This is a genomic window from Pseudomonas sp. SK (assembly GCF_012975065.1).
GTDB classification, from domain to species: Bacteria; Pseudomonadota; Gammaproteobacteria; order Pseudomonadales; family Pseudomonadaceae; genus Aquipseudomonas; species Aquipseudomonas anuradhapurensis.
Window position 1 is genome coordinate 5,467,640 of the sequence record NZ_CP051857.1, and the last position, 24,091, is coordinate 5,491,730.

The 24,091-nt window shown below is 63.5% G+C and carries 22 protein-coding genes and 1 pseudogene; 10 read left to right on the top strand and 13 right to left on the bottom strand.

What is annotated here, in order from left to right; genetic code table 11:
* Positions 1 to 98: 98 nt before the first annotated feature.
* From HG549_RS24900 to trxA, 4 genes are all read right to left on the bottom strand, one after another.
* Entirely contained in the window at positions 99 to 1,067 is a 969-nt protein-coding gene (locus HG549_RS24900) for a CDP-6-deoxy-delta-3,4-glucoseen reductase (protein WP_170033667.1), read from the bottom strand.
* Positions 1,067 to 2,533, bottom strand: a complete 1,467-nt coding sequence (ubiD, locus tag HG549_RS24905) for a 4-hydroxy-3-polyprenylbenzoate decarboxylase (protein WP_170033669.1) — start codon at positions 2,531 to 2,533, stop codon at positions 1,067 to 1,069. Before ubiD ends, HG549_RS24900 begins: the two co-directional genes overlap by 1 nt.
* A gap of 204 nt (positions 2,534 to 2,737) precedes the next feature.
* Complete coding sequence (gene rho, locus HG549_RS24910; protein WP_003253661.1) at positions 2,738 to 3,997, bottom strand: transcription termination factor Rho; 1,260 nt, start codon at positions 3,995 to 3,997, stop codon at positions 2,738 to 2,740.
* Positions 3,998 to 4,258: 261 nt separating this feature from the next.
* A complete protein-coding gene (gene trxA / locus HG549_RS24915; protein WP_170033671.1) occupies positions 4,259 to 4,585 on the bottom strand; it encodes a thioredoxin TrxA in 327 nt (108 codons plus the stop codon).
* A gap of 256 nt (positions 4,586 to 4,841) precedes the next feature.
* Between trxA and ppx the strand changes: the two genes are divergently transcribed.
* On the top strand, positions 4,842 to 6,344 hold the full coding sequence (gene ppx / locus HG549_RS24920) for an exopolyphosphatase (protein ID WP_170033673.1): 1,503 nt from the start codon (positions 4,842 to 4,844) through the stop codon (positions 6,342 to 6,344).
* Here the strand turns inward: ppx and ppk1 are convergent.
* Positions 6,331 to 8,562 (bottom strand): polyphosphate kinase 1, encoded by a 2,232-nt coding sequence (ppk1, locus tag HG549_RS24925; RefSeq protein WP_170033675.1) that lies wholly within the window; start codon positions 8,560 to 8,562, stop codon positions 6,331 to 6,333. The genes ppx and ppk1 overlap by 14 nt on opposite strands.
* A 213-nt stretch (positions 8,563 to 8,775) precedes the next feature.
* Between ppk1 and HG549_RS24930 the strand changes: the two genes are divergently transcribed.
* Positions 8,776 to 9,420, top strand: a complete 645-nt coding sequence (locus HG549_RS24930) for a DedA family protein (RefSeq protein WP_170033677.1) — start codon at positions 8,776 to 8,778, stop codon at positions 9,418 to 9,420.
* Between the two features lie 549 nt (positions 9,421 to 9,969).
* Here the strand turns inward: HG549_RS24930 and HG549_RS26105 are convergent.
* A pseudogene (locus HG549_RS26105) lies at positions 9,970 to 10,548 on the bottom strand (sterol desaturase family protein); the annotation flags it as partial.
* Between the two features lie 112 nt (positions 10,549 to 10,660).
* Here HG549_RS26105 and elbB point away from each other — a divergent pair.
* On the top strand, positions 10,661 to 11,320 hold the full coding sequence (gene elbB / locus HG549_RS24940) for an isoprenoid biosynthesis glyoxalase ElbB (protein ID WP_170033679.1): 660 nt from the start codon (positions 10,661 to 10,663) through the stop codon (positions 11,318 to 11,320).
* A gap of 153 nt (positions 11,321 to 11,473) precedes the next feature.
* On the opposite strand, the gene HG549_RS24945 is transcribed toward elbB, so the two are convergent.
* Positions 11,474 to 11,926, bottom strand: coding sequence for a YaiI/YqxD family protein (locus HG549_RS24945; RefSeq protein WP_170033681.1), 453 nt, complete (start codon positions 11,924 to 11,926; stop codon positions 11,474 to 11,476).
* A 173-nt stretch (positions 11,927 to 12,099) separates the two neighbouring features.
* Between HG549_RS24945 and HG549_RS24950 the strand changes: the two genes are divergently transcribed.
* Positions 12,100 to 14,946 carry a class I adenylate cyclase gene (locus HG549_RS24950; RefSeq protein WP_170033683.1) on the top strand — a complete coding sequence of 949 codons (2,847 nt, stop codon included), beginning with the start codon at positions 12,100 to 12,102 and terminating at the stop codon, positions 14,944 to 14,946.
* Positions 14,947 to 15,022: 76 nt separating this feature from the next.
* Here HG549_RS24950 and rnk read toward each other — a convergent pair whose 3' ends face one another.
* From rnk to cyaY, 3 genes are all read right to left on the bottom strand, one after another.
* On the bottom strand, positions 15,023 to 15,433 hold the full coding sequence (rnk, locus tag HG549_RS24955) for a nucleoside diphosphate kinase regulator (protein WP_170033685.1): 411 nt from the start codon (positions 15,431 to 15,433) through the stop codon (positions 15,023 to 15,025).
* A 145-nt stretch (positions 15,434 to 15,578) separates the two neighbouring features.
* The gene (locus HG549_RS24960) at positions 15,579 to 15,803 is read right to left on the bottom strand and encodes a DUF1289 domain-containing protein (RefSeq protein WP_170033687.1); all 225 of its coding nucleotides are present in this window, start codon (positions 15,801 to 15,803) and stop codon (positions 15,579 to 15,581) included.
* A gap of 1 nt (position 15,804) precedes the next feature.
* Positions 15,805 to 16,137 (bottom strand): iron donor protein CyaY, encoded by a 333-nt coding sequence (cyaY, locus tag HG549_RS24965; protein ID WP_170033689.1) that lies wholly within the window; start codon positions 16,135 to 16,137, stop codon positions 15,805 to 15,807.
* A gap of 250 nt (positions 16,138 to 16,387) precedes the next feature.
* Here cyaY and HG549_RS24970 point away from each other — a divergent pair, with 250 nt between their 5' ends.
* The 6 genes from HG549_RS24970 to HG549_RS24995 are packed head-to-tail and all read left to right on the top strand — an operon-like array spanning position 16,388 to position 21,016.
* Complete coding sequence (locus HG549_RS24970; protein ID WP_170033691.1) at positions 16,388 to 16,609, top strand: lipoprotein; 222 nt, start codon at positions 16,388 to 16,390, stop codon at positions 16,607 to 16,609.
* A gap of 9 nt (positions 16,610 to 16,618) precedes the next feature.
* Positions 16,619 to 17,866, top strand: a complete 1,248-nt coding sequence (gene lysA / locus HG549_RS24975; protein ID WP_170033693.1) for a diaminopimelate decarboxylase — start codon at positions 16,619 to 16,621, stop codon at positions 17,864 to 17,866.
* A 4-nt stretch (positions 17,867 to 17,870) separates the two neighbouring features.
* Complete coding sequence (gene dapF / locus HG549_RS24980) at positions 17,871 to 18,701, top strand: diaminopimelate epimerase (RefSeq protein WP_170033695.1); 831 nt, start codon at positions 17,871 to 17,873, stop codon at positions 18,699 to 18,701.
* Positions 18,702 to 18,714: 13 nt separating this feature from the next.
* The gene (locus HG549_RS24985; protein WP_170033697.1) at positions 18,715 to 19,425 is read left to right on the top strand and encodes a DUF484 family protein; all 711 of its coding nucleotides are present in this window, start codon (positions 18,715 to 18,717) and stop codon (positions 19,423 to 19,425) included.
* Positions 19,425 to 20,324, top strand: a complete 900-nt coding sequence (xerC, locus tag HG549_RS24990) for a tyrosine recombinase XerC (RefSeq protein ID WP_170033699.1) — start codon at positions 19,425 to 19,427, stop codon at positions 20,322 to 20,324. Before HG549_RS24985 ends, xerC begins: the two co-directional genes overlap by 1 nt.
* Positions 20,321 to 21,016, top strand: a complete 696-nt coding sequence (locus HG549_RS24995) for an HAD family hydrolase (protein ID WP_170033701.1) — start codon at positions 20,321 to 20,323, stop codon at positions 21,014 to 21,016. The genes xerC and HG549_RS24995 overlap by 4 nt, the downstream gene beginning before the upstream one ends.
* A gap of 222 nt (positions 21,017 to 21,238) precedes the next feature.
* On the opposite strand, the gene sutA is transcribed toward HG549_RS24995, so the two are convergent.
* The 3 genes from sutA to glnK all read right to left on the bottom strand — a co-directional run bounded on the left by sutA (position 21,239) and on the right by glnK (position 23,716).
* Positions 21,239 to 21,568: a transcriptional regulator SutA gene (gene sutA, locus HG549_RS25000; protein WP_170033703.1), complete on the bottom strand. Its 330-nt coding sequence runs from the start codon at positions 21,566 to 21,568 to the stop codon at positions 21,239 to 21,241.
* Between the two features lie 429 nt (positions 21,569 to 21,997).
* Positions 21,998 to 23,329, bottom strand: coding sequence for an ammonium transporter (locus HG549_RS25005; protein ID WP_170033705.1), 1,332 nt, complete (start codon positions 23,327 to 23,329; stop codon positions 21,998 to 22,000).
* A gap of 48 nt (positions 23,330 to 23,377) precedes the next feature.
* The gene (gene glnK, locus HG549_RS25010) at positions 23,378 to 23,716 is read right to left on the bottom strand and encodes a P-II family nitrogen regulator (RefSeq protein WP_002555808.1); all 339 of its coding nucleotides are present in this window, start codon (positions 23,714 to 23,716) and stop codon (positions 23,378 to 23,380) included.
* Positions 23,717 to 24,091 lie beyond the last annotated feature (375 nt).

Genomic DNA, 24,091 nt, shown 5'->3' on the forward strand with positions numbered 1-24,091 from the left:
TTCCGACGATTGGGAATTATTATTCCAGGCGGCGTGAAAGTTATTAGCCAAGGCGGTAACAATTACCGCCTTATACCCACACTTTGAAACTTCGGTTATTAACCGCGCGGGGCGTAGGCAAACACATCCGCGCGCATGCGGTGCGCATCCATGCCAGCTTCGACCAGGGCATCGAGGGTGGCATAGATCATGTTTGGCGAGCCGCTGGCATAGACATGCACGGTATTGAGGTCGGCAATGTCTTCGCAGACCGCCTCATGCAGCATGCCGCAACGGCCTTCCCAGCCGCACAGGTCGCTGACGACCTGATGCAGGAACAGGTTGGGCAGGCGCTGCCATTCTTGCCAATGCTCGATCTGGTAGAAGTCCTCGGGCCGGCGCACGCCCCAGTACAGGTGCACCGGGTGGCGGAAGCCCTGCGCCCGGCAATGCTCGACCAGGCTGTGCATCTGGCCCATGCCTGTGCCGGCGGCGATCAGCACCAGCGGCCCGTCAGGCAGCTCGGCCAGGTGGGTGTCGCCGAACGGCATTTCGATGCGCGCCAGGCGGTCGCGCTGCAGCTGGGCAATCAGTTGCTCGGCGCTGGGCTCGCGCGCCAGCACATGCAACTCCAGCTCACGCCCGGAATGAGGGGCGGAAGCCAGCGAAAACGCCGCCTGCTTGCCGCCGTCGCGCTCGATCATCAGGTATTGCCCAGCGTGGTAGCGCGGCGGCTTGCCGGCCGGCGCGAGCAACCGCACACGCCAGACATCGCCACCCACCTCGACGCACTCACTGACGCTGCACGCCAGCTTGCGCACCGGCAGCTCGCCCAGGGCGAGCACACCATCCCAGAGCAACACGCAGTCCTCCAGCGGTTCGGCTATGCAGGTAAACAGCTCACCATGGTCGCGGACCTCGCCATCCTGGCAAACCCGGCCTTCGACCAGCAACGCGGCGCAAACATGGCAATTGCCATTGCGGCAGCTGTTCGGGCAGTCATAGCCCAGCCGCCGCGCTCCATCCAGGATCCGTTCCCCGGGTTCGAGCGCCAACACCGCCCCGGACGGCTGCAACGTTACCTGCATCAATCTATTCCCAACTGATCCCACAGCTCATCAATACGGCGGGTAACGGCTTCGTCCTTGACGATGACCCGCCCCCATTCGCGTGTCGTCTCGCCCGGCCACTTGTGCGTGGCGTCCAGGCCCATCTTCGACCCCAGCCCCGATACCGGCGACGCAAAGTCGAGGTAGTCGATAGGCGTGTTGTCGATCATTACCGTATCACGCTTGGGGTCCATGCGCGTGGTGATGGCCCAGATCACATCGTTCCAGTCGCGGGCGTTGATGTCATCGTCGGTGACAATAACGAACTTGGTGTACATGAACTGTCGCAGGAACGACCACACACCCAGCATCACGCGCTTGGCGTGGCCTGGGTACTGCTTTTTCATGGTGACCACCGCCATGCGGTACGAACAGCCTTCCGGCGGCAGGTAGAAGTCGACAATTTCCGGGAACTGCTTTTGCAGGATCGGCACGAACACTTCGTTCAGTGCCACACCGAGAATCGCCGGCTCATCCGGTGGGCGGCCGGTATAGGTGCTGTGGTAGATCGGTTTCTGCCGGTGGGTGATGCGCTCGACGGTGAACACCGGGAAGCTGTCCACTTCGTTGTAATAGCCGGTGTGGTCGCCATACGGGCCTTCCGGGGCCATCTCGCCCGGGTGGATCACCCCTTCCAGAATGATCTCGGCGGTGGCCGGCACCTGCAGGCTGCTGCCCCGGCACTTGACCAGCTCGGTACGGTTGCCACGCAGCAGGCCGGCGAAGGCATATTCCGACAGGGTATCCGGCACCGGCGTCACCGCGCCAAGGATGGTTGCCGGGTCCGCCCCCAGGGCCACGGCGACCGGGAACGGCTGGCCGGGGTGCTTCTCGCACCACTCGCGGTAGTCCAGGGCACCGCCACGGTGGCTGAGCCAGCGCATGATGACCTTGTTGCGGCCGATCACCTGCTGGCGATAGATGCCCAGGTTCTGGCGGTCCTTGTTCGGGCCGCGGGTAACGGTGAGCCCCCAGGTGATCAGCGGTGCGACGTCGCCCGGCCAGCAGTGCTGGATCGGCAGCGCCCCGAGGTCGACATCGTCACCCTCGACCACCACTTCCTGGCACACCGCGTCCTTGACCACCTTTGGCGCCATCGACACGACCTTCTTGAAGATCGGCAGCTTGGACCAGGCGTCCTTCAGGCCTTTCGGCGGCTCGGGCTCCTTGAGGAAGGCCAGCAGCTTGCCGATTTCGCGCAGTTCCGCCACCGATTCGGCGCCCATGCCCATGGCCACGCGCTCCGGGGTGCCGAACAGGTTGCCCAGCACCGGGATGTCGAAGCCGGTGGGCTTTTCGAACAGCAATGCTGGGCCCTTCGCGCGCAGGGTGCGGTCGCAGACCTCGGTCATTTCCAGCACTGGGGAGATCGGAACCTGGATGCGCTTGAGCTCGCCGCGCTGTTCCAGGCCACGGATGAAGTCGCGCAAGTCGCGATACTGCATGCAGGAGCCTCATGTTGGCCGTATCGGTCGGGGTGCAGAGTGTAGCGCCGTTCGGGCTCTGTTTGGGGGCAAAAATGCATTGGGGCCGCTTCGCGCCCCTTCGCGGGCACGCCCGCTCCCACAAGGATCACACAGAACCTGTGGGAGCGGGCGTGCCCGCGAAGGGGCGCGAAGCGGCCCCAATTACTGCCTGGCCTGAAACGCTTACTTGCGCTTCATCGACAGGAAGAACTCGTCGTTGGTCTTGGTCTGCTTGAGCTTGTCGACCAGGAACTCGATGGCGGCGATTTCGTCCATCGGGTGCAGCAGCTTGCGCAGGATCCACATGCGCTGCAGTTCGTCGTCGGCGGTCAGCAGCTCTTCGCGACGGGTACCCGAGCGGTTGATGTTGATGGCCGGGAACACACGCTTCTCGGCGATGCGACGGTCCAGTGGCAGTTCCATGTTGCCGGTGCCCTTGAACTCTTCGTAGATCACTTCATCCATCTTCGAGCCGGTTTCGACCAGCGCGGTAGCGATGATGGTCAGCGAGCCGCCTTCCTCGATGTTACGCGCGGCGCCGAAGAAGCGCTTCGGCTTCTCCAGGGCATGGGCGTCGACACCACCGGTCAGTACCTTGCCGGAGCTCGGGATCACGGTGTTGTAGGCACGCGCCAGACGGGTGATGGAGTCGAGCAGGATGACTACGTCCTTCTTGTGCTCGACCAGGCGCTTGGCCTTCTCGATCACCATCTCGGCAACCTGCACGTGGCGGGTTGGTGGCTCGTCGAAGGTGGAGGCAACCACTTCGCCGCGCACGGTACGCTGCATTTCGGTAACTTCTTCCGGGCGCTCGTCGATCAGCAGGACGATCAGGTGGCACTCGGGATTGTTACGGGTGATGTTGGCCGCGATGTTCTGCAGCATGATCGTCTTGCCGGCCTTCGGCGGCGCCACGATCAGGCCACGCTGGCCTTTGCCGATCGGCGCGCACAGGTCGATGACGCGGCCGGTCAGGTCTTCGGTGGAGCCGTTACCGGCTTCCATCTTCAGGCGCTTGTTCGGGAACAGCGGCGTCAGGTTTTCGAACAGGATCTTGTTCTTCGCGTTTTCCGGGCGGTCGAAGTTGATGGTGTCGACCTTCAGCAGGGCGAAGTAACGCTCCCCTTCCTTCGGTGGGCGGATCTTGCCGACGATGGTGTCGCCGGTACGCAGGTTGAAGCGGCGGATCTGGCTGGGCGAGACGTAGATATCGTCGGGGCCGGCCAGGTAGGACGCATCAGCCGAACGCAGGAAACCGAAACCATCCTGGAGAATCTCCAGCACGCCGTCACCCGAGATCTCTTCGCCGCTTTTCGCGTGCTTCTTCAACAGGGCGAAAATCACGTCCTGTTTGCGCGAACGGGCCATGTTTTCGATGCCCATCTGTTCGGCCATTTCCAAAAGATCGGTAATCGGCTTTTGCTTGAGTTCAGTCAGGTTCATAAGGGGAATGACGTAATCATGTAAGAAGGGAGAATTAAGCTTCTGGCTTAATGAAGCCGCGCCGCTAGATGGCGACAGGATCGCGTACTGATTCGAATTAGGGATGCTTCGGCGACGGCGTGTAGAGGGCACTGGAGAAGCAGTGCGAGGCCGAATGTAACACTTGCTTTTTTCGACGTCTAGTGGTTTTGACGGTGGAAATCGTACCGCCGCAGACCTTTGCAGGCAAAAAAAACCCCGCATTCGCGGGGCTTTTTGCTATCACAGGTGGGCGTCGAGGAACGCGGCCAGCTGCGATTTCGACAGTGCGCCGACCTTGGTGGCCTCGACATTGCCGTTCTTGAACAGCATCAGCGTCGGGATGCCACGCACGCCGTGCTTGGCCGGAGTTTCCTGGTTCTCGTCGATGTTCAGCTTGGCGACGGTCAGTTTGCCCTCGTAGGTGTCAGCGATGTCGTCCAGAACCGGAGCGATCATCTTGCATGGGCCGCACCATTCAGCCCAATAGTCGACCAGCACCGGGCCCTGAGCCTGCAGTACTTCGGCTTCGAAGCTGGCGTCGGTGACGTGTTTGATTTTGTCGCTCATGGAAATCTCCAAGGTCGTAAGCAATAAAAAACGTTGCCCATCATAGCCGCACCCGACTCCTACAGGAAGCCGCGGACGATTGAGTGTAACTATAGTTGTGCAAGACGCCACGAATCGAAACTGTCATGCCAGTGTCATAGCATCGAATGGCACATTGCCTTGCATCAAGGCCTGCTCAACGGCTGTATGCCACGCGTTGGCGATAGCCTGCTATCGTGGCACGATTGCCGGGTTAACGACCGAGAACAACCAGATCATGCCGCATACCATCGCGAAGAACCTGTCCCTGATCGCCGCCATCGACCTTGGCTCCAACAGCTTTCACATGGTCGTGGCCAAGGCCCACCATACCGAAATCCGCATCCTCGAGCGGCTCGGCGAGAAGGTTCAGCTGGCCGCCGGCATCGACGACGAGCGCAAGCTCAGCGAAGAAGCCATGGAACGGGGCCTGGACTGCCTCAAGCGCTTTTCCCAGCTGATCAACGGCATGCCCGCCGGCTCGGTGCGCATCGTCGGTACCAACGCCTTGCGCGAAGCGCGCAACCGCAACGAATTCATCCAGCGCGCCGAAGCCATCCTCGGACACCCGGTGGAGGTCATCTCCGGTCGCGAAGAAGCGCGCCTGATCTACCTCGGCGTGTCGCATACCCTGGCCGATACACCCGGCAAGCGCCTGGTCGCCGACATCGGCGGCGGCAGTACCGAGTTCATCATCGGCCAACGCTTCGAACCGCTGCTGCGCGAAAGCCTGCAGATGGGCTGCGTCAGCTTCACCCAGCGCTACTTCCGCGACGGCAAGATCACCCCGGCCCGCTACGCCCAGGCCTACACTGCCGCGCGCCTGGAACTGATGAGCATCGAGAATGCCCTGCATCGCCTGACCTGGGACGAGGCCATCGGCTCGTCCGGTACCATCCGCGCCATCGGCGCAGCCATCAAGGCCGGTGGCCTGGGCAATGGCGAGGTCAACGCCGAGGGCCTGGCCTGGGTCAAGCGCAAACTGTTCAAGCTGGGTGAAGTCGACAAGATCGACTTCGACGGCGTCAAACCCGACCGTCGGGCCATCTTCCCGGCCGGCCTGGCGATTCTCGAGGCGATCTTCGATGCGCTGGAACTGCAGCGCATGGACCACTGCGACGGCGCCCTGCGCGAGGGTGTGCTGTTCGACCTGCTGGGCCGCCACCACCACGAAGACGTGCGCGAGCGCACCCTGAACTCGCTGATGGAGCGCTACCACGTGGACCAGGGCCAGGCTGCACGCGTCGAGCGCAAGGCGCTGCACGCATTCGACCAGGTCGCCGAAGCCTGGGACCTGAAGGACGGCAACTGGCGCGACCTGCTGGGCTGGGCGGCGAAGGTGCACGAGATCGGCCTGGACATCGCCCATTACCATTACCACAAGCACGGCGCCTACCTGATCGAGCACTCCGACCTGTCGGGCTTCTCCCGCGAGGACCAGCAGATGATGGCCTTGCTGGTACGCGGCCACCGCCGCAACATCCCCAAGGACAAATACGCCGAGCTGGGCGAGGAAGGGGTCAAGCTGCTGCGCCTGTGCGTGCTGCTGCGCTTCGCCATCCTGTTCCACCACATCCGCGGCAACCAGCAGATGCCAAAGGTGGAACTGAAGGCTGCCGGCGATTGCCTGGACGTGGTATTCCCGCAAGGCTGGCTGGAACAGAACCAGCTGACCCAGGCCGACTTCGCCAACGAGGCGGAGTGGCTGGCCCGGGTCGGCTTCGTCCTCAGCGTACGTTGAGGACCGGGTTGCTCAGGCGCTCCAGCAGGGTCGCCTGGGCACTCCGCGGGTTCTGGTTGCCGGTCGGCGTGCTGCGCACGTAGCGCCCGTCTGGCTGCAGGGTCCAGGCGTGGGTGTTGTCGGTCAGGTAGCCTTCCAGCTCCTTCTTCACCCGCAGCAGCAGCTTCTTGCCTTCCACCGGGAAGCAGGTCTCGACACGCTTGTCGAGGTTGCGCTCCATCCAGTCGGCGCTGGACAGGTAGATCTGCTCTTCACCGCCATTGAGGAAGTAGAACACCCGCGTGTGCTCGAGGAAGCGGCCGATGATCGAGCGCACCTGGATGTTGTGCGAAACCCCCGGGATACCCGGGCGCAGGCAGCACATGCCACGCACCACCAGGTCGATCTTCACGCCCGACTGGCTGGCCTTGTACAACGCCTTGATGACCTTGGCGTCGGTCAGCGAGTTGAACTTGGCGATGATGTGCGCCGGCTTGCCTTCGAGGGCGAACTGGGTTTCCCGCGCGATCATGTCGAGCATGCCCTTCTTCAGGGTGAACGGCGCGTGCAGCAGCTTCTTCATGCGCAGGGTCTTGCCCATGCCGATCAGCTGACTGAACAGCTTGCCGACGTCCTCGGTGAGGGCGTCGTCGGAGGTCAACAGGCTGTAGTCGGTGTACAGGCGGGCGTTGCCGGCGTGGTAGTTACCGGTACCCAGGTGCGCATAGCGCACGATCTCGCCCTGTTCGCGGCGCAGGATCAGCATCATCTTGGCGTGGGTCTTGAAGCCGACCACACCGTAGATCACCACCGCACCGGCGGCCTGCAGGCGGCTGGCCATCTGCAGGTTGGATTCTTCGTCGAAACGCGCACGCAGTTCGATCACCGCAGTGACTTCCTTGCCGTTACGCGCCGCGTCCACCAGCGCGTCGACGATTTCCGAGTTGGCACCGGAGCGGTACAGGGTCTGGCGCACGGCGAGCACGTGCGGGTCCTTGGCCGCCTGGCGCAGCAGGTCGATCACCGGGGTGAACGACTCGAACGGGTGCATCAGCAGGATGTCCTGCTTGCCGATCACGCTAAAGATGTTGTCTGCGTTTTGCAGCAGCTTGGGGATCGCCGGGGTGAACGGCGTGTATTGCAGCTCGGGGTGGCTGTCCAGGCCCGTAATGCTGAACAGGCGGGTGAGGTTGACCGGGCCGTTGACCTGGTACAACTCGCTTTCACTGAGGCTGAACTGCTTGAGCAGGTAGTCCGACAGGTGTTTCGGGCAGGTATCGGCCACTTCCAGGCGCACGGCATCGCCATAGCGACGCGAGAACAACTCGCCGCGCAACGCGCGGGCCAGGTCGTCGACCTCTTCGGAATCCAGCGCCAGGTCGGCGTTGCGGGTCAGGCGGAACTGGTAGCAGCCCTTTACCTTCATGCCCTGGAACAGGTCGTCGGCGTGTGCGTGGATCATCGACGACAGGAACACATAGTTGTCCCCTGCACCACCCACCTCTTCCGGCACGCGGATGACCCGCGGCAGCAGGCGCGGGGCCGGGATGATCGCCAGGCCGGAATCGCGGCCGAAGGCGTCGACCCCCTCGAGCTCGACGATGAAGTTGAGGCTCTTGTTCACCAGCAGCGGGAACGGGTGGGTCGGGTCGAGGCCGATCGGGGTGATGATCGGGGCGATTTCGTCGCGGAAATAGCGGCGCACCCAGGTCTTGAGCTTGGGTGTCCAGTAACGGCGGCGGATGAAGCGAATCTGGTGCTTTTCCAGCTCTGGCAGCAGCACGTCATTGAGGATCGCGTACTGGCGCTCCACTTCGCTGTGTACCAGATCGCTGATGCGCGCCAGTGCCTGGTGCGGCTGCAGGCCGTCGGCACCGGCCAGTTCCCGGGCAAAATTGATCTGCTTCTTCAGGCCGGCGACGCGGATCTCGAAGAACTCGTCGAGGTTGCTGGAAAAGATCAGCAGGAACTTGAGGCGTTCGAGCAGCGGGTAGCTTTCATCCAGCGCCTGTTCCAGTACGCGGATGTTGAACTGCAGCTGCGAGAGTTCGCGATGAATGTACAGGCTGCTGTCGTCCAGGCCGGGGACGGTGATCGCCGGGGCCGGCGCAGGCGCCGGGGCCACTGGTTCTACCACGGGCTGGGGCGCCGGCGGCAGGTCTGGCGGGGTCTGCACCATCTCTTCGGGGAGTTCCTGAGCATCCTTGATCGCGACAGGGGTTAGCACTTCATTATTCATCTGGCGTTCCTGAGGACGTTAACGCCCTATCATCAATTGAGCGGCAAGATAAGCGCCCATTATGACGCCTGTGTTACACAGCAGGGCAAGCCGTGGCGCGTGCCTTCCGGCATTCTCCGTGTAGGAAATGTTCACGTCGAGACACATTTGGACACTTTCACGAATGCGCGCGAAGGGGTAGGCTGCGCGTTCATTTCGCCAGCACCTCAGAAAATGCTTCAACAATTCCTGCAGGATTTCGGCTACTTCGCCCTTTTTCTAGGCACCTTCTTTGAAGGCGAGACCATTCTGGTGCTTGCGGGATTCCTTGCATTCCGCGGCTACATGGACATCAACCTGGTGTGCCTGGTGGCGTTTTTCGGCAGCTATGCCGGCGATCAGCTGTGGTACTTCATGGGCCGTCGCCATGGGCGCAGGATCCTGGCCCGCAAACCGCGCTGGCAGGCAATGGGCGACCGGGCGCTGGACCACATCCGCCGCCACCCCGACATCTGGGTGCTGAGTTTCCGCTTCGTCTATGGCCTGCGCACGGTCATGCCGGTGGCCATTGGCCTGTCGGGCTACCCGCCGCGCCGCTACCTGCTGCTGAACGGCCTGGGCGCGGCGATCTGGGCAGTGGCCCTGGGCGCCGCCGCGTACCACTTCGGCGCCATTCTCGAAGGCCTGCTGGGCAATGTGAAGCGCTACGAGCTATGGGTGCTGGGTGGCTTGCTGGCGCTGGGCGGCCTGCTATGGCTGCGCCGACGCTTCCGGACCTTGCGTGCGGAGCGCAAGGCGGCGGGCCAGGCCCAGGCCCCAGAAGCTGAGCAGGCAATAAGCCACGAGCACGAGCCAGGCCAACGGCACGACCACCGCTAGGCCCAGGGCGCCGGCCAGGTACAGCGCCGGCACAGTGGCCAGCAGCCGTACCAGCTCCAGGCGCGTGGCCCACGGCCGGTTCTCCAGCAGCGCGCCCAGCACGAACAAGCCAAACGCCATCAGCGCCCAGCCGAGCACCAGCGCGGCGCCTGGCACACGCTCGGCCACGTCCATCAGATAGCTGCCCAACGCCACGTAAACCACGAACTGCGCCGCCACGTAGGCCTGCTGCGGGCGGCCCAGGGCCACCGCGAACTTGCGAAACCGCGCCAGGTCCTGCCTGGCCTGCGGATAGCGGGCGGCCACATCGGCCGGGCGCCAGCCGGTGGGCATGAACCAGATGCGCAGCTTGTCCCACACGCTGTCGGCACGCCGGGCGTCGTGCCAGAGCTGGGCATAGAACTGCAGGTTGGCCCACAGCGGGTTCCAGCTGGCCAGCGGCGTGGTCACCCCGAACACTACCGGCTCGGCCGGGTCCTCCTCCTTGAAGGTGCCGAACAGACGGTCCCAGAGAATGAACACGCCGCCGTAGTTGCGATCCAAGTAAGCAGGATTTTGCGCATGGTGGACGCGATGGTTGGATGGCGTGATCAACACCCACTCGAGCCAGCCAAGCTTGGCGATATGGCGGGTATGTACCCAGAACTGGTACAACAGGTTGAGCGACGCCACGGTGATGAACACCACTGGCGGCACCCCGACCAGCGCCAGCGGCAGGTAGAAGATCCAGGAAAAGATGAAACCGCTGCTGGTCTGGCGCAGTGCAGTGGTGAGGTTGTACTCCTCGCTCTGGTGATGCACCGAATGCGCAGCCCACAGCACGTTGCGCTCGTGCCCCAGACGGTGCAGCCAGTAGTAGCAGAAGTCGTACAGGACAAAGGCCAGCAACCACACCCACCAAGCCTGCGACGGCAAGCGCAGCAGCGCCAGGTGCTCGAAGGCGAAGGCATAGGTGAGCAGCCCCAGCCCTTTGGTCAGCAGCCCGGTGCTGGTCGACAGTGCGCCGGTGCTGAGGCTGTTGATCGAGTCGGCCAGGGTGAAGTTGCGCTGGCCACGCACACGGTCGGCTACCAGTTCCACGGCGATCAGCACGAAGAAGAACGGCACGGCCAGCAATATCAGGTCCATGGGCACGAACTCAGGCGTTATTCACCAAGATTAGGCCGCGCGTGCCAGAACCCCTATGGCGACATCTGCCAAACTAGAGGACATTTAGCGCCTCGACACTGGAGTAATGAGCATGACAAAAAAAGTAGCGGTGATTCTTTCCGGCTGTGGCGTGTACGACGGCGCCGAGATCCACGAAAGCGTGATCACCCTGCTGCGCCTCGACCAGCGCGGTGCGCAGGTGCAGTGCTTCGCGCCCAACATTGCGCAGCTGCACGTGATCAACCACCTGACCGGCGAGGAGATGCCCGAGTCGCGCAATGTACTGGTTGAATCGGCACGTATCGCCCGCGGTCAGGTCAAGGACATTCGCGAAGCCAAGGCCGAGGACTTCGATGCGCTGATCGTGCCGGGCGGTTTCGGTGCGGCGAAGAACCTCTCCAACTTTGCCGTGGAAGGCGCCAACTGCAGCGTCAACCCGGACGTGCTGGCACTGGCCGAAGCCTTCGCCAGCGCATGCAAGCCGGTTGGCCTGATCTGCATATCGCCGGCGCTGGCGGCGAAGATCTACGGGCCGGGTGTGGTCTGCACCATCGGTACCGACGCAGACACCGCGGCGGCCGTGGTGAAGATGGGCGGCACCCATGAACAATGCGATGTGCACGATATCGTCGAAGACCCGCAGCGCAAGCTGGTCACCACCCCGGCGTACATGGAGGCCAAGTCGATCAGTGAAGCGGCTGGGGGTATCTACAAGCTGGTGGATCGGGTGCTGGAGCTGGCGCACGGATAGGTTCTTGCTGGCGCGCCCGGTGTAGGCGCGGCCTTGCGTCGCGATCGGGCTGCAAGGCAGCCCCAGCGTTATCTGCGTTGCAGCTGCAATCGAGGGGCTGCTACGCAGCCCGATCGCGACGCGAGGCCGCTCCTACACAGGGGCGCGTATGCTTCAGGCTTTCGAAAGCCGGGCAATGATCCGGTCCAGCGCATTGGCAAACGCCTGCTTCTCGCGTTCGCCATAAGGCGCCTGCCCTCCCCCCACCTGGCCTTGCTCGCGCAGCTCGGTGAACAGGTTGCGCGCCGCCAGCCGGTCACCCATGTTGCGCTCATCGAACTCGCGCCCACGCGGGTCCAGCGCTGCCACGCCCTTCTTCACCAGGCGGTCGGCCAGCGGTACGTCACTGCAGATCACCAGTTCGCCGGGCACGGCGTGCTCCACCAGATAATCGTCCGCCGCGTCCATGCCGCTGGGCACCACGATCAGCCGTACGATGGCGAACGCCGGCTTGGCCACAGCCTGGCCCGCGACCATGACCACTTCGAACTTGCGCTTGAGGGCGAACTTGACGACCAGATCCTTGGCTGCCTTGGGGCAGGCGTCGGCATCGATCCAGACACGCATCGGGTAACCTCGTCATTCATTCAAGGCAGCCATCATGCCTCAACGGCAGGAAAAGCTGGAGCTTGCCGCCATGCGCGCTGGCAAAATGGCGTCAATCTTTCAATTGGCGCTTATCCAGCGCCGATCCCTCAGGCTACACTCGCCACAGCTCCACTGGCCGGCCCGAGTGCGCAATGAACCACCCTCATGAAATCCGCCCCGACCTGGACGAAGGCATCGACCGCAAAGTCCTGGCGACATTGCGTGCGCGGTTCCTGCGGCTTAACCAGGGCCGGCTGCAGCGGGCACTGGAAGGCTTGTCGACGCGCCAGCAACAGGTACTGACGTTGCTGCCGCTGCTGTTCCACGTGAACCATCCGCTGCTGCCAGGCTATGTGTCGGGCAGCACCCCGGCCGGTGTATCAGGCTACGAACCAAGCGCCGAGCTGGTGCTCGAGGCCCAGCGCCTGGCCCGCTCGTTCACTTACAAAGCCCGCCACGGCAACCCGCCGCGTCCGATCCATGGCCTGTTCCTGATGGGCAGCCTGGGCTCGCTGGCGCAGGCCGAGCACAGCGACATGGACCTGTGGGTGTGCCATGCCCCCGGCCTGGCCGACGAACTGCTGGGCGAACTGCGGCGCAAATGCCAGCTGCTGGAGGCATGGGCAGAAAGCCTGGGCGCCGAGGCGCATTTCTTTCTGATCGACACACAAGGTTTCGCCCAGGGCCAACGCGACGGCCAGCTCGGCTCCGACGATTGCGGTACGACCCAGCACTACCTGCTGCTGGACGAGTTCTACCGCACCACCATCTGGCTGGCCGGGCGCACGCCGTTGTGGTGGCTGGTGCCGGTCTACCAGGAACAGCACTACCACAGCTACACCCAGACCCTGCTGTCCAAGCGCTTCATCCGCAGCCAGGACGCCCTCGACCTCGGCAGCCTGGCGAACATCCCGCCTGGCGAGTTCGTCGGGGCCGGCCTGTGGCAGTTGTTCAAAGGCATCGAATCGCCCTACAAGTCGCTGCTCAAGCTGTTGCTGACCGAGGCCTATGCCAGCGAACATCCCAGCGTGCGCTGCCTGAGCCTGGACTACAAGCAAGCCGTGTTCGCCAACCAGCTCGACCTCGACGAGCTGGACCCCTACGTGATGGTCTATCGGCGCATCGAACACTACCTGCTGCAGCGTGGCGAGCGGGCCCGCCTGGAGTTGGTACGCCGCAGCCTGTACCTGAAGGTGAACAAGAAGCTCAGTGACCCGTCCCGGGCCAATGGCTGGCAACGCCGGCTGCTGCAGCGCCTGACCGACGAATGGGGCTGGGACAGGCGCCAGCTGACACTGCTCGACAGCCGCAGCCAGTGGAAAGTCCAGCAAGTCGCCGTGGAGCGCCGTGACCTGGTAGCCGAACTGAACCACAGCTACCGCTTTCTCAGCCAGTTCGCCCGCACCCAGAACGCCAGCAGCCGCGCCGACCAGCGCGACCTCAATGTGCTGGGCCGACGCCTGTACGCAGCGTTCGAGCGCCGCGCCGGCAAGGTCGAACTGATCAACCCCGGCATCGCCCCGGACCTCGCCGAAGGCACCCTGACGCTGGTCCAGGCGCCCAACCGCAAGGAGCCCGGCAGCCATCACTGGGGGCTGTACACCGGCAACCTGAGCACGCATGACGTGGAGCATTTCAGCCCGCTGAAACGCTGCCGCGAACTGATCGAATTGCTGACCTGGGCGCACCGCAACGGGGTGATCGACAGCAGCACACGCCTGGCATTGCACCCCGGCGTCAGCGACCTCAGCGAAATCGAGCTGTTCAACCTGGTGGGCTGCCTGCAGCAGAGCATTCCCCTGCCCTTGCCGATCGTCAGCGAGGTGCGCCTGCTGCAGCCCAGCGTTGCCGACGAGGTACTGCTGCTGGTCAATGTCGCCATCGACCCGCTGCGTCACCACCGCGACCTGAACATCCTGATGACCACCGAGCGCACCGACTCGCTGAGCTATGCCGGGGTGCGCGAAAACCTGGTGCTGACCCTGGACCAGGTCACCCTCAACAGCTGGAACGAAGTGCTGGTCCAGCGCTATGACGGCGAACATGCGCTGGTGCGCTGCCTGCGCGACTTCCTCAACAGCCCGGTGCTGCACGGCCAGCGGCCACGGATGCGGGTGCGCTGTTTCTGCCAGAGCCGCGCCCAGGCCATCGCCCAGCGCGTGGAGGAAGTCTTCGACACTGTGCAACTACTGCTGGACCAGGGCCTTGAGCACCGCTACCTGCTGCAGGTTGCCCAGCATACGCATGTGCTTGAGCTGCTGGCCGGGCACGTCAGCCTGACGACCCTGGCCGAGCATGAGGCATTACTGGCGTACCTGGGCGAAGAGCGCAGCAGCTACAGCCCGCTGTACCTGGACGCCAACGCCCTGCAGGACCACGACCTGCGCCTGGTCCTGGAACAGGGCCAGCCAGCCTGCATCCAGGTGTTCTACCGCCTGCAGGGGAGCTGGGCCGAACTGTATGTGCTGGATGAATACAACGCCTTGTGGCAACAACGCCTGCCGCTGCATGACGAAGCGCACCTGCTGCTGCCGCTGCAGCGTTTTCTGCGTTCGGTGGTGATGCGCCGCGATGCCCGGCTGCCGATGGACACCCTGCGGCCAGCGTCACTGGATATCCATTACGTACAACTGCTGCCCTCCGGCCCAGGCAAGGCGCGCAGCAGTGAGCCGCGCCCGGCCCCCGAAGGTAACGACCAGCCCTACTACGAGGTGCAGGCCATTATCCAGGCCGGGGTGGCGGGTGCTGCGCATGTGACGCTGTACTGCGACCAGCAGGAATATTCCGAACTGGAGCATGGCGAGCAGCTGTATGCGGTGGTCGCCAGGCAGATCATTGGGCAGCGGCGCGGCAACAGGCACTACCGGTGCTATATCACTGACCTGGACTTGTCCGAGCTGCTGGATGACCAGCTAGGGTCGACGCAGCTGTACCTGCGCTACAAGCGGGAGCTGGAGCAGGCGTTGAACGAGGGCCTGGAGCAAGTGTTGGGCGAATGACCCATTGCGGTAGCTGTGGGAGCGGGCTCACCCGCCCCCACCCAGCCCGCCATGGGCGGATGGAAGCCCCCGGGCCTTACAGGTCGAAATCGCCCGCCGCTTCCGGCTGGTACTCGACCTCCAGCAGCTTCAGCTTGAGGGTCTTGCCGCCCGGTGCAGGCCAGTCGATCTGCTCGCCCACCGACAATCCCAGCAAGGCGCAACCAACCGGCGCCAGGACCGAGACCCTGCCTTCAGGCCCTGCATCCTTGGGGTACACCAGGGTCAGGTGGTAGTCCTTGCCACTGGCTTCCTCGCGGCAGTGCACGCGCGAATTCATGGTCACCACCCCAGCTGGCACTTCCTCATGACCGACCACCTGTTCGGCGCGGTCCAGCTCGCCCATCAAAGCAAGCACACCCGGCGTATTCTCGTCGAGGCTGTCGATCAGACGCTCCAGACGTTGTACGTCCAATCGGGTGAGGATGAGGGAAGGCTTGGTGCTCATGATCCAGTCAGACTCCTTTGAACAGGCGGTTTTCATCGTGCAGATAAAGCAAAACCCCGCCCAAGGGCGGGGTTTGTAATGGCGTTGCGTCAGCGACGCAGAACCCGACACTACCACAGCCGGGCAAATACTCAAGCCCCTGCGATCAGTGTGCCTTAGCCTGGTCGCGCAGGGCCTGGGCTTCGCGGCAGATCTGCCGGCGCCGCTGGTCATCGGCTGAACGCCATTCGCGAATGTGCTCGACATGCCGGTGGCAACCCGTGCAAATACGCTGCTCGTCCAACCGACACACGCTGATGCACGGCGACGGCACGGCGGGGCTGACATTGCTGTAGAGCGGCTTGGGCGGCCGGGCCTGGGTGTCGCTCATATCAGATCTCGTCGAAATCCAGCTTTTCGCCGGCCCGTTCCCAGACGATGCGCTCGAGCATTTCGCCCAGCAGTTCCTCGCTCTTCTCGCACACCCACTTGCCGCTTTCTTCGTCGTAGTCGAAGTGGAAACCGCCGGAACGGTCGGCCAGCCACAGCTGGCGCAGCGGCTCCTGGCGGCTGAAGATCAGCGTGCTGCCGTTGTCGAACTTGATGGTCAGGACGCCAGCGGAGTTCTCCATGTCCAGGTCCAGGCCACTCTCGTCGAACAGGTCTTCCAGGGCCTGTTGGGTAGTGTCGACCAGGTCATGGAAACGCGCTTCACTCAAACTCATTGCAGGAACCTCGAAATTGGCTGCGTTACTGGCATGCCGGGCAAGATACGGGCGCTTGCCGCCGAATGCAAAGTTTTAGCCGTGCCTGCACCGGCACGAACTCGAACCCAGCGCAGTGCCCGTGGCTTTGGGAAAGGGCCGTGGCAGGCGCCAGGAATAGCCCGCCCGGCGGGCCTGCCCTTGCATAGGCAAGCCGTCGGTCGCTCGGTATACTCGGGCGCAATACTGCATATTTCTAAGGATTTCACCCATGAAGCGCCTGATTTCCTCCCTCGCGGCGCTGGTCGCTGTTGCCTGCCTCGTTTCGGCCTGCGGTCAGAAGGGCCCACTGTACCTGCCTGAAGACGGCGATAACGGCAAAGCGCACAAGTCGCACCAGCACCAGCCAAAAGCCAAGCCGGCCCCGACGCAGGAAGAGCAGCAACCCGAGCTGCAGCCCGAGCCCGAGCCCGAGCAGTCGCCAGCGCAGTAAGGAAACCAGATGAACGCTTTCAACTACCGCGGCGGCGAGCTGTTCGCGGAGGGCGTAGGCCTGTCGGCCATCGCCGAACGTTACGGCACCCCCACCTACGTGTATTCGCGCGCCCACATCGAAGCCCAGTACCGCAGCTACACCGACGCCCTGCAAGGCACCGAGCACCTGGTGTGCTTCGCGGTCAAGGCCAACTCCAACCTGGGCGTGCTGAACGTACTGGCACGCCTGGGCGCCGGTTTCGATATCGTCTCCGGCGGTGAGCTGGAGCGCGTATTGGCCGCTGGCGGCCGCGCCGACCGCGTGGTGTTCTCCGGTGTTGGCAAAACCCGCGAGGACATGCGCCGTGCCCTGGAAGTCGGCGTGCACTGCTTCAACGTCGAGTCCACCGACGAGCTGGAACGCCTGCAAGTGGTCGCCGCCGAGATGGGCAAGGTTGCCCCGGTCTCGCTGCGGGTCAACCCGGACGTCGACGCTGGCACCCACCCGTACATCTCCACCGGCCTCAAGGAAAACAAGTTCGGCATCGCCATCGCCGACGCCGAGGCCATCTACGTGCGCGCCGCGCAGCTGCCGAACCTGGAAGTGGTCGGGGTCGACTGCCACATCGGTTCGCAGCTGACCAGCGTCGAGCCTTTCCTTGACGCCCTCGACCGCCTGCTGGTACTGGTCGACCGCCTGGCCGAATGTGGCATCCACCTGCGCCACCTGGACCTGGGCGGCGGTGTCGGTGTGCGCTATCGCGATGAACAGCCGCCACTGGTGGCCGACTACATCAAGGCCATCCGCCAGCGCATCGGCGACCGCGACCTGGCCCTGGTGTTCGAGCCGGGTCGCTACATCGTGGCCAATGCCGGCGTTCTGCTGACCCGTGTGGAATACCTCAAGCACACCGAACACAAGGACTTCGCCATCGTCGATGCGGCGATGAACGACCTGATCCGCCCGGCCCTGTACCAGGCCTGGATGGGTGTCAGCGCGGTCACCCCGCGGGCAGGCCAAGGCCGTGCCTACGACTTGGTCGGGCCGATCTGCGAGACCGGTGACTTCCTCGCCAAGGACCGCGTGCTGAACCTGGCCGAAGGTGACCTGCTGGCCGTTCAGTCCGCGGGCGCCTATGGTTTTGTCATGAGCTCCAACTACAACACCCGTGGCCGTTGCGCTGAAATCCTGGTCGACGGCGACCAGGCCTTCGAAGTACGCCGCCGCGAGACCATCGCCGAATTGTACGCTGGCGAAAGCCTGCTGCCGGAGTAAGCCCATGCTGCTGCGTTTTACCAAGATGCATGGGCTGGGCAATGACTTCATGGTCCTCGACCTGGTCAGCCAGCACGCGCACATCCAGCCCAAGCACGCCAAACAGTGGGGCGACCGCCACACCGGCATCGGCTTCGACCAGTTGCTGATCGTCGAGGCACCGAACAACCCGGAAGTGGACTTCCGCTACCGCATCTTCAACGCCGACGGCTCGGAGGTCGAGCAGTGCGGCAACGGTGCGCGCTGCTTCGCCCGTTTCGTGCTGGACAAGCGCCTGACCGCGAAAAAGCGCATCCGCGTGGAAACAAAGAGCGGCATCATCGAACTGGACGTGCAGAACGACGGCCAGGTCAGCGTCAACATGGGCCCGCCACGCTTCACCCCTGCGGACATTCCCTTCGTCGCCGCTGAGCAGGCGCTGAGCTATCCACTGGAGGTCGACGGCCAGGTATATCCGATTGCCGCACTGTCCATGGGTAACCCGCATGCCGTGCTGCGGGTCGACGACGTGCGTAGCGCGCCAGTGCACCAGTTGGGGCCGAAAATCGAAAACCACCCACGCTTCCCGCAGCGGGTGAATGCCGGCTTCCTCCAGGTCATCGACCGTCACCGCGCCAACCTGCGCGTGTGGGAACGCGGTGCGGGCGAAACCCAGGCCTGCGGCACCGGCGCCTGCGCCGCCGCAGTGGCAGCGATCAGCCAGGGCTGGATGGATTCCCCGGTGTCCCTCGACCTGCCCGGTGGCCGCCTGCACATCGAATGGGCCGGCCCCGGCAAACCGGTGCTGATGACTGGCCCGGCCGTACGCGTCTACGAAGGACAGGTTCGTCTCTAAACGAGTAACCGCCATGACCGATCAGCCCCAGGTTGTACCCAAGCAGTCCGCCGAGCTCGATGCCGATGCGGTTGTCGCGTACCTGCGCGCACACCCCACCTTCTTCGCCGAGCACGATGAATTGCTGCTCGAGCAGCGCATCCCGCACCAACGCGGCGACAGCGTGTCGCTGGTGGAACGCCAGCTCAAGCTGCTGCGCGATCGCAACATCGAAATGCGCCACCGCCTGTCGCAGTTGATGGACGTGGCCCGTGACAACGACCGGCTGTTCGACAAGACCCGTCGGTTGATCCTCGACCTGCTCGATGCCGGCAGCCTGGAGGAAGTGGTAATGGCGGTCGAAGACAGCCTGCGCCAGGAGTTCCAGGTGCCCTTCGTCAGCCTGATCCTGTTCGGCGATAACGTTGCACCGGTCGGGCGCTGGGTCAGCAATGCCGAAGCGCAGCAGGCCATCGGTGCCCTGCTGGGCGGCGGCAAGACCGTCAGCGGTAACCTGCGCGAGCATGAGCTGGCCTTCCTGTTTGGTGAAGAACAGCGCCGGGAAGTGGGCTCCAGCGCCGTCGCCGCCTTGGAATATCAAGGCCTGCACGGGGTATTGGCAATCGGCAGCCGCGACCCGCAACACTACAAGAGCAGCGTCGGCACCCTGTTCCTCGGCTATATCGCCGAAGTGCTTGGCCGCGTTGTGCCGCGCGTAACCCAGCCGCTGCGCCCGGTACGCTGATGGAACGCCAGCTGGAGGCTTATTGCGCACACCTGCGCAACGAGCGCCAGGTGTCCGAGCATACCCTGCTGGGCTACCGTCGCGACCTCGACAAGGTCGTTGCCTACTGCAAGGAACATGGCATTGCCGGCTGGCCGGCGCTGCAGATCCAGCAACTGCGCCAGCTGATCGCCCGCCAGCACCATCATGGCCAGTCCTCGCGCAGCCTGGCGCGGCTGCTGTCGGCAGTACGCGGCCTGTACCGCTATCTCAACCGCGAGGGCTTGTGCCAGCACGACCCGGCCAGCGGCCTGAGCCCGCCCAAGGGTGAACGCCGGTTGCCCAAGGTCCTGGACACCGACCGCGCACAGCAGCTGCTGGATGGTGGCGTCGACGACGATTTCATCGCTCGCCGCGACCAGGCCATGCTCGAACTGTTCTATTCGTCGGGCCTGCGCCTGTCCGAGCTGACCAACCTCGACCTCGATCACCTCGACCTCGCCGCCGGCCTGGTGCAGGTGCTGGGCAAGGGCAGCAAGACGCGCGTATTGCCAGTAGGTCGCAAGGCCCGCGAAGCGCTGCAGGCCTGGTACCGCCTGCGAGGCATCGGCAACCCGCGCGACCGCGCGGTGTTCATTACCCGCCAGGGCAACCGCATCAGCCCAAGGGCAGTCCAGCAGCGGGTGAAGGCGGCTGGCGAGCGCGAGCTGGGCCAGCACCTGCACCCGCACATGCTTCGCCATTCCTTCGCCAGCCATGTGCTGGAATCGTCCCAGGACCTGCGCGCGGTGCAGGAGATGCTCGGCCATGCCGACATCGGCACCACACAGATCTACACCCACCTGGACTTCCAGCACCTGGCCGCGGTGTACGACAGCGCCCACCCTCGGGCCAAACGCAGCAAAGGCACAGACTCATGAGCATCAAGCTGATCACCTTCGACCTCGACGATACCCTGTGGGACACCGCGCCGGTGATTGCCAGCGCAGAAGTGGTGCTGCGCGACTGGCTCGAAGCCAATGCCCCGATCCTCGGTGGCGTGCCGGTGGAACACCTGTTCGCCATCCGCGAGCGCCTGGTGCAGGCCGAGCCTGGCCTCAAGCACCGTATCAGCGCCCTGCGCCGCCGGGTGCTGTTCCATGCACTGGAAGAGGTCGGCTACAGCGAGAAGCAGGCGCAGGCGCTGGCCAACGAAGGCTTCGAAGTGTTCCTGCATGCCCGCCACCAGGTCGAGATCTTCCCGGAAGTACAGCCGGTGCTGGAGATCCTGCGTCACCACTACACCCTGGGTGTGGTTACCAACGGCAACGCCGACGTGAGCCGGCTGGGGTTGGCGGATTACTTCCGCTTTGCCCTGTGTGCCGAAGACCTCGGCATCGGCAAGCCCGACCCGGCGCCGTTCCTGGAGGCGCTGCGCCGCGGTGAAGTGGAAGCCAGTGCCGCCGTGCACATTGGCGACCACCCCGGCGACGACATCACCGGCGCCCAGCGCGCCGGGCTGCGGGCGGTGTGGTTCAACCCGCAGGGCAAGGCCTGGATCGGCGAGCAGGCGCCCGATGCCGAGATCCAGCGCCTGTCGCAGCTACCCGACGTGCTCGCGCGCTGGCGCTGACAGACTCCCCTCCGGCCCCTCGCGAACCCCTGTAGAAGCGGCCTTGTGTCGCGAAAGGGGTGCGCAGCGCCCCCGAGGTTTCAGCTTCGCAACATGAATTGGCGGGGGCGGCCTTGCGGCCCTATCGCGACACAAGGCCGCTCCTACAGGGGCCAAAGAACAGGCTGTAGAACTGGCACAAAAAAGCCCGCAGCGACGGCGGGCTTCTTGACGATCAGCCACTCAGATAGGGCGGCTGCCGTACTTGTTGTCCGGCTTCTTGGGTGGGTCGGCGACCACGTTGGCCTCGACCTCCTGAACCTTGCCACCGCGAGCGAGGAACTCTTCCATGGCCTTGGCCAGGGCATCACGTTCCTTCTGCTTGGCTTCCATGCTCGGCATCTCGTCTACCGAGACGGCCGCCTTGGATTTGCCCTTGGCAGTGGGTGCCGGGCTGCTGTCATCATCGCCGGCATCTTCGGCGACATCATCAGCCGCAGCTTCGAGGCCATCATCAGCCTCGTCTTCGTCGCCTACTTCGAGGTCATCATTTTCCAGATCGTCGTCGCTCATGTTCTACCTCATGACTTGCGAAAAGCAGGTTAGTTATAGACCAGTGCAGCCGTAGACCGGCAGCCACCAGTGAAAATTCAACTGGCCGTGGTAAGGCCACTGCCCTAGGGTCGGCGCTCCTGATGGGAGGCGGTACCCAGCAGACCCTGCTCCTGGCAGGACCTGACAAATCCATAAGCCCCTGCTGGCCACTCGCTATTGGCAAGCCTAGCAAAGGCTGGCGAAGCGTGCGGACAACTGTCAAACACCCTTCGGCGCGCATTCTAGCGCGCCAGAAGAAAAAGCAAAGCACCCTGAACGCTCTACGTTTTGTAAGTTTTATGCCCACGTCGCAAACGTAGCGAATAAACCGTTTGCCGTACGCGAAATGCTAAAAATCTGGCAAAAAAAATGCCCGGCAAGCCGGGCAAGTTTTTTACCGCGCCGCGGTTACAGGTTGTAGCCGCGTTCGTTGTGCTGAGCCAGGTCGAGGCCGACCGACTCTTCTTCTTCGTTGACCCGCAGGCCCATCACCACATCCAGCACCTTGAGGATCACGTAGGTGACGATGGCGGTGTACAACACGGTCAGGATCACGCCTTTGGCCTGGATCCAGACCTGCATGCCGATGTCGGTCACGGTACCGAAGCCACCCAGTGCCGGGGCCGCGAACACGCCGGTGAGGATGGCGCCGACGATACCGCCGATGCCGTGTACGCCGAAGGCATCCAGCGAGTCGTCATAGCCCAGCTTGCGTTTCAGGCTGGTGGCGCAGAAGTAGCAGATCACACCTGCGGCCAGGCCGATCACCAAGGCGCCCATCGGGCCCACGGTACCGGCAGCCGGGGTAATCGCGACCAGGCCGGCGACCACGCCCGAAGCGATACCCAGGGCGCTCGGTTTGCCGTGGCCAACCCACTCGGCGAACATCCAGCTCAGTGCGGCAGCGGCAGTCGCGATCTGGGTCACCAGCATGGCCATGCCGGCGGTACCGTTGGCGGCAGCGGCCGAGCCTGCGTTGAAGCCGAACCAGCCGACCCACAGCATGGCCGCGCCCACCAGGGTGTAGCCCAGGTTGTGCGGGGCCATCGGGGTGGTCGGGTAGCCCTTGCGCTTGCCCAGCACCAGGCAGCAGACCAGGCCAGCGACACCGGCGTTGATGTGCACCACGGTGCCGCCCGCGAAGTCCAGTACGCCCCAGTCCCACATCAGGGCACCGTCACCGCTCCAGACCATGTGGGCGATCGGCGCGTAGACCAGGGTGAACCAGATACCCATGAACACCAGCATCGCGGAGAACTTCATGCGCTCGGCGAAGGCACCGACGATCAGCGCCGGGGTGATGATGGCGAAGGTCATCTGGAAGGTGATGAACACCGCCTCGGGGAACAGCGCGGTGGCCGAGGTCAGGTTCCCGGGCGTGACGCCGCTGAGGAAGGCCTTGGAGAAGCCACCGACGAAGGAGTTGAAGTTGAGCACGCCCTTTTCCATACCGCTGGTATCGAAGGCCATGCTGTAGCCGTAGATGACCCATAGAATGCTCATCAGGCCAGTGATGGCAAAGCACTGCATCATCACCGACAGCACGTTCTTGGAACGCACCATGCCGCCATAGAACAAGGCCAGGCCTGGAATGGTCATGAACAGCACCAGCGCCGTTGCGGTCAGCATCCAGGCGGTGTCGCCGGAGTTCAGCGCTGGGGCAGCTTCCTCTGCCAGGGCAAGCCCGGGCATTACGAGGGACAATAGGGCTCCTAGCCCTGCGATCTTACGCAGAGTCATGTTGTTTTCTCCTGGGGCGTTGGGTTTGGTGAGGCTTTTTTTTGCTGCTTAGATCGCGTCGGTATCGGTTTCGCCGGTACGGATTCGGATCGCCTGCTCCAGATTCACCACGAAAATCTTGCCGTCACCGATCTTGCCGGTGTTGGCTGCCTTGGTGATGGCTTCGATTACCCGATCAAGGTCCTTGTCATCGATGGCGACATCGATCTTCACCTTGGGCAGGAAATCGACCACATATTCAGCACCGCGATACAGCTCGGTGTGGCCTTTCTGCCGACCGAAGCCTTTGACTTCGGTGACGGTGATGCCCTGCACGCCGATTTCCGACAACGACTCGCGCACGTCGTCCAGCTTGAACGGCTTGATGATGGCTGTGACTAGCTTCATGAAACTCTCTCCCGATTTGGTGGACTTGCCCCAGGAAAACAAACCCGTCTCAAGTCTAAGCGCAGCAGTTGGCTTTGTAACGCGTCGTCGGCATCCGGCTCCGCATGCGCACTGCCTGGTCACAAAGAACCGCATCAGTGCATGGCTCGTAGTGGTCTTTGCAGAAACCTTGCCAGTTCTACCAAGCCACGAGAAAACAGCGGCTTATGCGAACAACTGGGGATTGGCCAGTCGCCAGCACCGGAAACATGCACAAATTCGGTGCGTAGCGGTTCGCCGCCTTGCTCGAAAAATGTGCAACTGCGCGTTCCTGCAGCACTGGCCAACGTTCACTCAAAGGCCCGGTTTGTGCGTGCTACACTGCCGGCCATTTCC

Coding starts and splice junctions, on each gene's coding strand:
- lysA (WP_170033693.1), top strand. CDS start 16,619: ATGAACGCTTTCAACTACCGCGGCGGCGAGCTGTTCGCGGAGGGCGTA.
- HG549_RS24945 (WP_170033681.1), bottom strand. CDS start 11,926: ATGCGTGTCTGGATCGATGCCGACGCCTGCCCCAAGGCAGCCAAGGAT.
- HG549_RS24970 (WP_170033691.1), top strand. CDS start 16,388: ATGAAGCGCCTGATTTCCTCCCTCGCGGCGCTGGTCGCTGTTGCCTGC.
- HG549_RS24930 (WP_170033677.1), top strand. CDS start 8,776: ATGCTTCAACAATTCCTGCAGGATTTCGGCTACTTCGCCCTTTTTCTA.
- elbB (WP_170033679.1), top strand. CDS start 10,661: ATGACAAAAAAAGTAGCGGTGATTCTTTCCGGCTGTGGCGTGTACGAC.
- dapF (WP_170033695.1), top strand. CDS start 17,871: ATGCTGCTGCGTTTTACCAAGATGCATGGGCTGGGCAATGACTTCATG.
- HG549_RS24985 (WP_170033697.1), top strand. CDS start 18,715: ATGACCGATCAGCCCCAGGTTGTACCCAAGCAGTCCGCCGAGCTCGAT.
- HG549_RS24960 (WP_170033687.1), bottom strand. CDS start 15,803: ATGAGCGACACCCAGGCCCGGCCGCCCAAGCCGCTCTACAGCAATGTC.
- sutA (WP_170033703.1), bottom strand. CDS start 21,568: ATGAGCGACGACGATCTGGAAAATGATGACCTCGAAGTAGGCGACGAA.
- trxA (WP_170033671.1), bottom strand. CDS start 4,585: ATGAGCGACAAAATCAAACACGTCACCGACGCCAGCTTCGAAGCCGAA.
- ppk1 (WP_170033675.1), bottom strand. CDS start 8,562: ATGAATAATGAAGTGCTAACCCCTGTCGCGATCAAGGATGCTCAGGAA.
- cyaY (WP_170033689.1), bottom strand. CDS start 16,137: ATGAGTTTGAGTGAAGCGCGTTTCCATGACCTGGTCGACACTACCCAA.
- HG549_RS24950 (WP_170033683.1), top strand. CDS start 12,100: ATGAACCACCCTCATGAAATCCGCCCCGACCTGGACGAAGGCATCGAC.
- rnk (WP_170033685.1), bottom strand. CDS start 15,433: ATGAGCACCAAGCCTTCCCTCATCCTCACCCGATTGGACGTACAACGT.
- HG549_RS25005 (WP_170033705.1), bottom strand. CDS start 23,329: ATGACTCTGCGTAAGATCGCAGGGCTAGGAGCCCTATTGTCCCTCGTA.
- glnK (WP_002555808.1), bottom strand. CDS start 23,716: ATGAAGCTAGTCACAGCCATCATCAAGCCGTTCAAGCTGGACGACGTG.
- HG549_RS24900 (WP_170033667.1), bottom strand. CDS start 1,067: ATGCAGGTAACGTTGCAGCCGTCCGGGGCGGTGTTGGCGCTCGAACCC.
- ppx (WP_170033673.1), top strand. CDS start 4,842: ATGCCGCATACCATCGCGAAGAACCTGTCCCTGATCGCCGCCATCGAC.
- ubiD (WP_170033669.1), bottom strand. CDS start 2,533: ATGCAGTATCGCGACTTGCGCGACTTCATCCGTGGCCTGGAACAGCGC.
- xerC (WP_170033699.1), top strand. CDS start 19,425: ATGGAACGCCAGCTGGAGGCTTATTGCGCACACCTGCGCAACGAGCGC.
- HG549_RS24995 (WP_170033701.1), top strand. CDS start 20,321: ATGAGCATCAAGCTGATCACCTTCGACCTCGACGATACCCTGTGGGAC.
- rho (WP_003253661.1), bottom strand. CDS start 3,997: ATGAACCTGACTGAACTCAAGCAAAAGCCGATTACCGATCTTTTGGAA.